This window comes from Roseofilum sp. Guam, from assembly GCF_017746735.1.
Lineage (GTDB): Bacteria > Cyanobacteriota > Cyanobacteriia > Cyanobacteriales > Desertifilaceae > Roseofilum > Roseofilum reptotaenium.
In genome coordinates, this window is sequence record NZ_JAGHZN010000030.1 from 103764 (window position 1) to 113470 (window position 9707).

Below are 9707 nucleotides of genomic sequence, written 5' to 3' on the forward strand. Positions count from 1 at the left end.
TATTGTATCCGACCCTTGGGGAGTTTGCTAGGGTCAATCCGGTTGTACCCACTTGTTCCACTGCTTAGATAGTTTTCGAGTCAGGTGTACTTTTTAGCTGGAGTAAGGGTTATGGGGAAGAAGCCCGTAGTACAAAACCTTAATGTATCATAGTGAACGTAATGTGTGTGAGATTACAGCTTTTTCTTATATGAGTCAAATGAAAGATTTATTTCCGAGTTATTATCGCCCTAACCAGGAAGAGTTCAAGGAAATCTGGCAATCGGCAATTTTTATCCTAGATACCAATGTTTTGCTCAATCTGTATCGTTATTCGGAAGAGACAAGAAAGCAGTTTTTTTCAGTTTTGGAACAATTATCCGATCAACTCTGGATTCCTTATCAAGTTGCACTGGAATTTCAAGACAACCGTCTAGTAGTTGTGCAAGAAACAAAAAAACGTTTTCAGATGCTAAGGACTTTTTGCAGAAGCATCTAGATACTTTAAGCAATGACAAATCTATTAAAGAGTTATTAAACTATTATTCTAGTATTGAATCTAGTCATAAGATTTTTTTCTCAGAAGTAAGTAAGAGTGTCAAGGATTTTACTGGAAAGCTACAAAACGTTGAAGAGAGTGAACTTGCTATCATTAACAAAATAACCAAAAGTACAGATAACGACCCAATCCGAGACAAGATTGATACTTTGTTCGAGGGTAAAGTTGGAAACCCTTTTACAAAAGAACAACTTGAGGAGGTTTACAAAAATGGTGAACAAAGATACGCCGATAAAATACCGCCAGGCTACAAAGACAAAGACAAAGGCGATAAACTGCGTCATAATGGATTAGTTTATCAAGAAAAGTTTGGTGATTTAGTTATTTGGCAACAAATTCTTGAGAAGGCCAAACAAATGTCTGAAGGTTCAGAGGAGCTATCTATCATTTTCATCACCAATGATAACAAAGAGGATTGGTGGTTAATTGATCATGGAAAAACAATTGGGCCGCGTCGTGAACTTATACAGGAAATAAATAGAGAGACTGACGGAAAAATCCAAAAATTCCATATGTATAAAGCCGAATTATTTTTGATCCATGCAAAAGAATATTTAGGTTTAGATATAAAAGATGAATCTATTAAACAGGTTCGTAATATTACTAACAAAGTGAGTAGACAACGTTCTCGAAACCGAGAATCGGTATTGGACACTATTGACTATAAAGCCGTGTATTCTTGGCTCAAAAATAAGTACATAGGTTGTTTGGTTGAAAAAAATACAGAACTTCTTCTAGAGTATGGTGTTGTAGATAAGCATACAGGTAAGGTTTTAGGTTTTCAAATCAAAAACCAGGTTATTAACATAGATTTTATTTGGTTTGATTTGAAGGATTATATACGGATGAAACTACTCTATAACTTCCAAGGTGCAGAATTAGATGAAATGACATTTATATTAGTCGCAAGAGACAAAAAAGAGGCGATTTTTAAAAGCCAAAAAGCAGGACAAAAAAAAGATATCGATCCTCTCCCTTTAGGAGTCAATGTACTGATTGGATTTGTTGAGAATCCCGATCATGAATCAGAAGCCGAGTTGGTTATATTATCGGAGTTTAGGGGGACTGAGGTAAGTTAATAGAAGAAAGCGATCACCTTCTCTCATACGGATTACTTAATCCCTCTCCCACGGGAGAGGGATTCGTTTCCCAAAGTTTAAGTGTCGTACATCCGCGCTTCTATAGCATCGGGATGTTCTTCACAGTATTGTTCAAACTTGGTTTTGGTGATTTTCTGGGCTTGCTGGTGAGCTGCTTCGGCTTCTAGCTCTTCGACAATATCCCAAGCGACCGCACATTCACGGGAGTTGGGGCCTTTCTCTTTACAAATGGCCCGTGCTTCGGCAAGCGCCTTTTCAATTTCTTCTTTTAGGGTGAGCGCTTTCGGTTTTTCCAGGAAATCACCCTTATTGAGAATATCGGTAATCGAGATAATGCCCAAGACTTCGCCACTGATCACGGGAGCGCGATGGAGTCCTAAATTCGCAAATAATCGGGCTACATATTCAACACCTAAATTAGGATTGATCGCCACACAGGGTTTGGTCATAATTTCATAAACCCGGACTGTTTTGGGGTCAGTTCCATAGGCAGTGACTTTATAAACTACGTCACTTTCGGTTACAATTCCATAGCTATCTTGCTCATGACGGCGTTTAACGATGAGCGAACGAATGTTCTTTGCTCGCATGAGTTTAACGGCTTCCTCTACTGTGGCTAAACCGCCAATCATCACCACATCTTTGGTCATGATATCTGATGCTTTTAACATGTTTTTTCCTCTTTCAAGTCTCTGTTTACAATCGAGTTAAGATTGGAGATTATCAATGTACTAATTGGGGAGCAATTGGGTTAATTTGTTCCTCTAAATAACCATACCACTGTTCGAGACCAAAACCACTGCGGGCAGATACTTCAAAAACTTGGGCTTGTGGGGCGACTTGCTGAAGGTTTTTGAGGGCAATTTCGTGATCGAATCCAACGACTTCAGCAATGTCAATTTTGTTGAGCAAAATGACATCAGCACTCTTAAACAGGGTAGGATATTTAAGGGGTTTATCTTCTCCTTCTGTGGTGGAAAGTAGGGCTATGCGCAAGGTTTCGCCGAGATCGTAGGCAGCGGGACAAACCAAATTGCCGACGTTTTCTATGATCAAAAGCTGTAATAGGTCAAGGGGAATTTCGGTGATCGCCTGGGCAATCATATCGGCTTCTAAATGGCAGATACTGCCGGTGGTAATTTGCACGACAGGTGCGCCGGTTTCCCGTAATCTTTGAGCATCATTATCAGTGGCTAAATCTCCCACGATCACCCCTGCGGGGAGTCGTTCTCCCAGATCCGAGAGGGTGCGTTGAATCAGGGTTGTTTTGCCAGAACCTGGAGAAGAAAGGATATTCAAAACTAACAGCCCTTTGGCTAAAAAATAGCCTCGGTTGCGTTCAGCGAGGCGGTCATTTTTGGCTAAAATGGCTTGGTGAACCGGTAGGGTATGGGTATGGGCACGATCGCCGTGATGATGATCGTGGGCATGATCATGATGATGATCATGGGGGGGATGAGAATGGCTATGAATCTCAACTTTTCCAGGGGTTACAGCACAACCACAATCAGTACACATGGATTTAAGAAACCTCCAAGGATGCTAACTCTAATTCTTTCCCTTGACGAACTTCCCGGCTTAGTTGTCCACAGTGGGGACAGATATGAATGATGTCACTGGGATAGAAGTTTTCCTGACAATTGGAACAGTAACATTCAACCGGTATGGTTTCGATTTCTAGTGTAGCACTCTGGGCAATTGTATTTTGAGTCACGACATCAAACGCAAAGTTTAAAGCTTCTGGAACAACACCGGAGAGTTCTCCCACGTTGAGTTTAATCCGATGAATTTGTTTTGCCCCTTGGTTTTGAGCGTGGTTGAGGGCAAGTTTTAGGGTTTCTTCCATGATACTGACTTCGTGCATAGTCAATTAAAAATTAAACCTTAAAAATTAAAGAGTGTGATGATTTTGGATCAAGTGGGTGATGTGGCTGAGGGCAATTTTAACGCGCTGTTGTGCCAGGGGGGAGAGACGATCGCTGTCGGAAAAGTCTACCCCAGGGACGCTAATTATCCAGGCTTGGGGTACAGTTTGATATAACCATTGGCACAGGGAAAGTAAGCGAGGAGGGCTGAGGGAATGTCCCCAAGGTAATCCTTGTTCTGGCACGGGTTCAAGTTGGGAGCGGGTTACGTCGTCTCCGGATAGGGCAGCATCAACAAAAATAGCTAACTGGACTTCGGATAATTCTTGGGCTAACTCTGGCATAAGCTGATGGACAGGGCGCGATCGCACATTCATCCATTCCCACTCTTCTACCCTCATCGCTACCGTTTGCCCAATGCCATCATCACCTCGTAGGAGGTTACCATAACCGATAACGAGAACAGTCGGTGAGGGATGGGATGGGGAGATGGGGGGATGAGGATATGGAGAAATCATGACCATTAAACTGTTCTTGGAGGATGGGATGAGTTGTGGTTTCAAGTGTGATGTATTGGTTTGGCGATCGCATTTTATGGGTTCCGCAATTTATCCTAAATCTTGCTGCACCATCTATCCTAAATTTTGCTGGTTTTCTTAATACCCTGCGATTCCGATCTCCTGACAGAAAACTTAATTTAAAATTAAGATTTTTGTACACTTTCCTCAATCAGTCCTCTTCTGTATAAAGTAATCTGTCACCAATCAACTCTTCTTGCCAAGGGCGATCGCCCCATTATTCCCTCCAAAGGCAAAACTTAAACACAGACAATGTTGTATCGGCTGAGAACGGGCAGCACAAACAACATTGAGATTAAACTCTGGCTCCCTTAACCCCACACAAGGAGGTAAGATTTGATGCTTGAGCGCCATTAAAGAAAAGGCGATACCCAATGCTCCAGAAGCACCCAATGTATGCCCGGTTGCCCCTTTGGTGGAGCTAACAGGAACTGTTGCTGGAAATAGATACTGGATCAGTTGGCTTTCGGCGGCATCATTTAAGGGGGTACTGGTTCCGTGGGCATGGATGTAGTCAATAGAATTTGGGGTTAAGCCAGACCGCTCCAAACAAGTTTTAATGGCGATCGCTGCACTCATGCGATCGGGTTTTGGGGCGCTCACATGATAAGCATCACTGGTAAAGGCTGCTCCCAGGATTTGACCATAGATTGAGGCTTGACGCTGCTGTGCTGACTCTAGGGATTCTAGGAGGAGAAATGCGCCTCCTTCCCCTAAAACCAATCCTTCCCGATCGCGGTCAAAGGGATAACATCCGGTTTTCGCTAAGGCTCCCATTTGCGTAAATCCCGCTAGAGTTAAGGGTGTGATCGGTGCTTCAATTGCCCCTGCTAAAACCTGTTGAGCATAGCCGCAGCGAATCAGTTCATAGCCTTGGGCGATCGCCCACATGCCCGTATTGCAAGCATTCATGGGAGCTTGGACAATCCCTTGAGTCCCCGTAAGTTGAGCCACCATTCGCGCGGGAAGATCGGGTAAATAGTCTAGACAATTGGATAGATTGGGGAATTCTGGATCTCCGGTCAAAAAACGCCCAGCGATCGCCTCCCAACTCCCTTGAGCGCTGCGACTCGATCCAACAACAATCCCCAGATCGGGTAAGGGAGGAGTCATACCTGCATCTTCCAAAGTCTCCAGGACTAACTGATGAGTCAGCTCTCGCAAAGAAGCCGGGCGATCGCCAATCATGGCTAGAGGACGAGGTGCTAAATCTGGAAACGGTTGCGCCATGGCGATCGCTGATTCCTGATTGAGGAGCTTGTGCCAAGTCGCATTATCGCGCGATCCCAACGCCGAGACTAAACCCAATCCAGTAACAACAACGACTGTCATAATATCGAAAACTAGGGGATTTTAATATTATCATTAAAAGATGCGGAGGTCGTAGGGTAGACACTGCCAGCCTTACTGGCTACTGGCTTAAGCCAATATAGGAGGTAAATTATGGTTGCTGCAATGACAAAACAGAGCGCAGTTGAAGAGTATCTAGAACAGGAAAATCGGAATATTGACAAAAGCGAGTTTATTCAAGGAGAGATCATCAAAATGGCAGGTGCATCGGCAAATCATAATCGGTTAACCTTAAATTTGAGTCGCTTATTACCCCTAGAAGTTGGAGATCGCAATTATGAGGTATTTATGAGCGACATGCGCTTGTGGTTGCCTGTATCCGAGAGTTATGTTTATCCCGATGTCATGGCGATCGCGGAAGAGCCAATGTTTACCGACAGCAAACAGATGGCGCTCACCAATCCTTGTTTAATTGCCGAAGTTTTATCCTCGTCCACAGAAGGATTGGATAAAAACCAGAAATTTGCCCTCTATCGCTCCATTCCCCAGTTACAGGAATATCTGTTAATCGATCAATTTTCCTATCGGGTAGAACTCTATCGTAAGGTTGGCGATCACCAATGGTTGCTCACGGAGTTGATTGGCGAAGATACAATAGTAGAATTGCAATCAGTAAATCTTACAATTAAGTTGTCCGAACTGTACAAGCGAGTCCAATTTGAGCAATCTGAAGAATAAAATCAAATCTGATTAAATCGTTCTGACCACCTTCAGGATTTGAATGAATAGAGGTGCTCATCATTTTGTCTCACTCAGGCTCTTGAAGATGCGACAACTCCCAACTGCTTCAAAACCGTCTTTGCAGCTAAACGTCCTGACTGTGCCCCACCATTCATATAGCCTTGATAGGCATCACTGGTGTGTTCTCCGGCAAAAATTAATCGTCCTTGATGAACGTTTTGCTCATCTTCTCCCTCTAGATAAACATGATGTTGAATAAATCCTGTGTACTGTCCTGGCTTAAAACAAGCATAGCTACCTAAAGCAAAAGGATCGGTCGGCCAATGGAGGCGAGTGGCTTTTCCATTGTACGTTTCCAGTAGATTGGGAATTAAACGATCGAGCATTTTGGTATAAAGTTGCCCATTCTCCTCTATGCTGTAGCGCTGGCTATTGAAACCGATATCTCCACCCAAATAATAGGTTAGCGCTCCAAGTTTAGACGGTTGAAGTTGCGAGGCTTCAAAACAGCTTTGCCAGGACAGATCTGTATATCCCAGACCACTCAATCCTTGATCTCGCCAGACAGGTTGGTTATGACCTACCGTAACTTTCACGTTATTGCCGTAACCCACCTCATTAATAAACCGGTGCAAGGTTTGTGGTAAGGGTAATCTTATCTGAATAGAACGAAGAACGCTAAACGGAATAGCGAGAACGACAATATCTGCATCCACATCAGTAAAATTGAAGCTGAGTTTAAAGCCCTCTCTGTGTTGCCGAATCGATTCTAAGGCCATTCCCGTCTCAATTTGATTCTGTAATTCTCCTGCGAGGGCATCGGTAATGGCTTGAGTCCCATTTTGAACTAGATATCGTTCATCCGAGTGTCCAGTCGATTCCACATTGCCTTCCCTATCTACACGAGGGAGTAACCAGATTAGGTTAAGCGCCGTGATTTCATCGGCTTCGAGTCCCATCTCGGTAATCATGACGAGTTCAATGAATTCTCGTAACCATCCAGATAGGCCGATGCGATCGCCATACTCAGCAACGGAGAGAGCATCTAATTCAACACTGACATTCTCCCAATCTTCATCCAGGCGATCGGCATCAGCAGCTATGCGTTCGGCAACGGGGACAAGGGCTTCAGCCAGTGTTGCTTCCGAGAGCATTTGCCCATCAAAATGATACAGATCCGTGAGAGCCAATTCTTCAGGGACAAAGCGATCGAGCAGAGGAATTTGGAATTCTTGCGCCAGCGCCAGCATATCTTCATGGTCACTATTAATATACTCAGCACCAAGGTTAACCCAAATCCCTTGTCCCACCGCATCTTTGACCGTATACATTCTGCCTCCCACACGATCTGAGGCTTCATAAATTGTGGCGCGGTAGCCCGCCTTTTTCAGAGTGTAAGCCGTACTCAGACCCGCAATTCCTGCCCCTACGATCGCAATTTTGGGAGCAGCTCTCTCTCGTGCCCACAGAGTAGTAGCAGGAGATTGACAACCCGTCCCTAACAGCAGTCCTCCAGCCAAACCTCCAGCAACTTGCAAAAATGAGCGCCGCTTGAAATGTTGACGTTTCTGATTTTGTTGTATTTCTGACCATGCATCCAGAGGAATCTGACGACGATTCGCTTCTGTTGCCCAACGCAAGGCGCGAGAGAAGAGGCCAAATAAGGGATTGCGTGCCATAAGAACTCACTAGCGCTTCAAGTTTTCCAGTCCCTGGGTGACCGTTGCTGAGTCAATCCGATCGCCCTGTTGAATTGCATCAACCCCTTCCATCCCCTCAGTTACATAACCAAATACAGCATAATTGCCATCAAGAAAGGAGAGATCGGCCAGGGTAAAATAAAACTGGGAAGAGGCAGAATCGGGGAATTGCGATCTCGCCATCGCCACTGCACCACGAGTATGCTGAAGTTCCGGAGGCTTGTTAATTTGTGCCACGGGAAACGTTTGACTATAAATCGGTTCGCTCTCCTCTTGTGGGGTGATTTCCAGGGGAATTTGTCGCTCCTGTCCGGTTGCTGGATCGATAAATCCACCGGTTCCATTGCCTAGCGGATCTCCCCCTTGCACCACAAATGGTTGAGGCTCGCGCACTACCCGATGAAACGTCAAGCCATCATAAAAACCGCGCTCGACTAAATCCACAAAGTTTCCAGCGGTTACCGGTGCTTTTGTGCCATCTACACTAATTGTAATGGGCGAGCCTTTAACGGTCATCACCACTGTTGCTTTCCCTTCCAAAATGGGTAACCCGTTAAAGGGACGATTGGGATCGGCACTCGCCACTGGGGAAGGAGTCGCTCCTGTGGCAGTGGGGGAGCCATCTGAGTCAGGAGCAGAGAGGCTATCACTGCATCCGGCGATCGCCAATGCACTTAACAGCATCAATGAGATGACCCAATATTTCGGTCTAATTTTCATAGGATTAATTGAATTTCTGTTACCAAAGCTACGGATTGATTGTACCGAATGGGTGTCTTAGAGTCCTTCTAAAGGCACTTCTAAAAATCGGGCTAACTCTGCGGCTTGGTTTTCTAGGTCTGAGAGACTCATCGGTTGTCCCACACGAGTTAAAGGAATATTGCCTTGTCCTTTTACTCGCAGATAAATTTTCCGCTGAGGATTAAGTCCTTCTTTGATAATTACGCCCACTGCTTGAATATCTTCTAAGGGATAAGTCAAGTCAATTTGGCGATTTTTCCCCGGAAATCCCCAACGAAAAACTTTAGCCACGCCAGTTTCATAGCTAAATTCGTTATATCCACCACCGACATCCCAGAGAATCACCAGCCATAGATACAGAGCCAGCAATAATCCCGCACTGCCATATAAGCCCATGACCAAACCTTGAGGCACAAATATTAGCTCGGTGGGGTTACTAAAGGGTATGAGGTTGACTTGCAGATAGCTCGATAACCCGGCTAATAAAAAGCCAGATGCGCCCATGGAAATGATGGTTGCCCAGGCATAATTACTCAGTCGGCGTGAACCGAGAATGGATTGATGTAAAACTTTTTTGTTCTTTGGTGTGGAGGTTCCTTGTGCCGTCATAGGTCTGGGTGAAGTTGGATCGCTATACCAAATTAAGAGTGCTTTCTGATTTTACCTTAATCTTTGGCCTCCATTGATTAGGAGGCGATTTCCTCTTGTCTCCTCATCAAGCCACCTTCTTTTCTGAGAGAATCTGAGAAAATGTGTGACATATTGTAAAATTTCTCAGATTGTTTATTATAGATATTATGCGGAAAATCCAATCGCCTTAAGGACTTGGATGCCTGTTCTGCTTTCTTGTGGTATGTTAAGAAAGATTAATTTGCCCCTAAGCCTAAGCTTCAGAGGCAAATTAATTAAAATAATGGCTGTTCCTGAAAGTGGAGAGGTCATTCCTCATATAGGGAAAGACACTCAAGGGATTCTACCACCGAGTGGTTAATCTCTTAAGACATCCACGTAAGGAACCTTTGGGAATTCATCCCCTGCAATTGATTTAAATTTGTAACGTCAGAGGATTTGCTCAATGACAATCGCAGTCGGACGCGCGCCCAGCGACAGAGGGTGGTTTGATGCCCTCGACGACTGGCTAAAGCGCGATCGCT

At 44.5% G+C, this 9707-nt stretch carries 10 protein-coding genes and 1 pseudogene; 3 read left to right on the forward strand and 8 right to left on the reverse strand.

The genetic code is table 11. The annotated features are described in order from the left end of the window. The first annotated feature begins 199 nt into the window (after positions 1–199). Positions 200–1617, forward strand: a pseudogene (locus J7529_RS13575) (PIN-like domain-containing protein). Between the two features lie 77 nt (positions 1618–1694). Here J7529_RS13575 and J7529_RS13580 read toward each other — a convergent pair. The 4 genes from J7529_RS13580 to J7529_RS13595 are packed head-to-tail and all read right to left on the reverse strand — an operon-like array spanning position 1695 to position 4021. Further along, a complete protein-coding gene (locus J7529_RS13580; RefSeq protein WP_318729394.1) occupies positions 1695–2309 on the reverse strand; it encodes a CP12 domain-containing protein in 615 nt (204 codons plus the stop codon). Between the two features lie 52 nt (positions 2310–2361). Beyond that, the gene (gene hypB, locus J7529_RS13585; protein WP_318729395.1) at positions 2362–3156 is read right to left on the reverse strand and encodes a hydrogenase nickel incorporation protein HypB; all 795 of its coding nucleotides are present in this window, start codon (positions 3154–3156) and stop codon (positions 2362–2364) included. A 4-nt stretch (positions 3157–3160) separates the two neighbouring features. Then, the gene (hypA, locus tag J7529_RS13590; protein ID WP_271941469.1) at positions 3161–3502 is read right to left on the reverse strand and encodes a hydrogenase maturation nickel metallochaperone HypA; all 342 of its coding nucleotides are present in this window, start codon (positions 3500–3502) and stop codon (positions 3161–3163) included. Between the two features lie 27 nt (positions 3503–3529). Further along, on the reverse strand, positions 3530–4021 hold the full coding sequence (locus J7529_RS13595) for a hydrogenase maturation protease (protein ID WP_318729396.1): 492 nt from the start codon (positions 4019–4021) through the stop codon (positions 3530–3532). Here J7529_RS13595 and J7529_RS13600 point away from each other — a divergent pair. After that, entirely contained in the window at positions 4020–4163 is a 144-nt protein-coding gene (locus J7529_RS13600) for a hypothetical protein (protein WP_318729397.1), read from the forward strand. The two genes, J7529_RS13595 and J7529_RS13600, sit on opposite strands and share 2 nt — an antisense overlap. A gap of 104 nt (positions 4164–4267) precedes the next feature. On the opposite strand, the gene J7529_RS13605 is transcribed toward J7529_RS13600, so the two are convergent. Further along, positions 4268–5413, reverse strand: a complete 1146-nt coding sequence (locus J7529_RS13605) for a beta-ketoacyl-ACP synthase (protein ID WP_318729398.1) — start codon at positions 5411–5413, stop codon at positions 4268–4270. A 108-nt stretch (positions 5414–5521) separates the two neighbouring features. Here J7529_RS13605 and J7529_RS13610 point away from each other — a divergent pair, with 108 nt between their 5' ends. After that, positions 5522–6109 (forward strand): Uma2 family endonuclease, encoded by a 588-nt coding sequence (locus tag J7529_RS13610; protein ID WP_413038888.1) that lies wholly within the window; start codon positions 5522–5524, stop codon positions 6107–6109. A gap of 74 nt (positions 6110–6183) precedes the next feature. Here J7529_RS13610 and J7529_RS13615 read toward each other — a convergent pair whose 3' ends face one another. The 3 genes from J7529_RS13615 to J7529_RS13625 are packed head-to-tail and all read right to left on the reverse strand — an operon-like array spanning position 6184 to position 9162. Next, positions 6184–7791 carry an NAD(P)/FAD-dependent oxidoreductase gene (locus J7529_RS13615; RefSeq protein WP_318729400.1) on the reverse strand — a complete coding sequence of 536 codons (1608 nt, stop codon included), beginning with the start codon at positions 7789–7791 and terminating at the stop codon, positions 6184–6186. Between the two features lie 9 nt (positions 7792–7800). Continuing rightward, the gene (locus tag J7529_RS13620) at positions 7801–8532 is read right to left on the reverse strand and encodes a peptidylprolyl isomerase (RefSeq protein WP_318729401.1); all 732 of its coding nucleotides are present in this window, start codon (positions 8530–8532) and stop codon (positions 7801–7803) included. Positions 8533–8589: 57 nt separating this feature from the next. Further along, a complete protein-coding gene (locus J7529_RS13625; protein ID WP_318729402.1) occupies positions 8590–9162 on the reverse strand; it encodes a photosystem I assembly protein Ycf4 in 573 nt (190 codons plus the stop codon). Positions 9163–9707: the final 545 nt, after the last annotated feature.

Coding starts and splice junctions, on each gene's coding strand:
- hypA (WP_271941469.1), bottom strand. CDS start 3,502: ATGCACGAAGTCAGTATCATGGAAGAAACCCTAAAACTTGCCCTCAAC.
- J7529_RS13605 (WP_318729398.1), bottom strand. CDS start 5,413: ATGACAGTCGTTGTTGTTACTGGATTGGGTTTAGTCTCGGCGTTGGGA.
- J7529_RS13615 (WP_318729400.1), bottom strand. CDS start 7,791: ATGGCACGCAATCCCTTATTTGGCCTCTTCTCTCGCGCCTTGCGTTGG.
- J7529_RS13620 (WP_318729401.1), bottom strand. CDS start 8,532: ATGAAAATTAGACCGAAATATTGGGTCATCTCATTGATGCTGTTAAGT.
- J7529_RS13600 (WP_318729397.1), top strand. CDS start 4,020: ATGACCATTAAACTGTTCTTGGAGGATGGGATGAGTTGTGGTTTCAAG.
- J7529_RS13595 (WP_318729396.1), bottom strand. CDS start 4,021: ATGATTTCTCCATATCCTCATCCCCCCATCTCCCCATCCCATCCCTCA.
- J7529_RS13625 (WP_318729402.1), bottom strand. CDS start 9,162: ATGACGGCACAAGGAACCTCCACACCAAAGAACAAAAAAGTTTTACAT.
- J7529_RS13580 (WP_318729394.1), bottom strand. CDS start 2,309: ATGTTAAAAGCATCAGATATCATGACCAAAGATGTGGTGATGATTGGC.
- hypB (WP_318729395.1), bottom strand. CDS start 3,156: ATGTGTACTGATTGTGGTTGTGCTGTAACCCCTGGAAAAGTTGAGATT.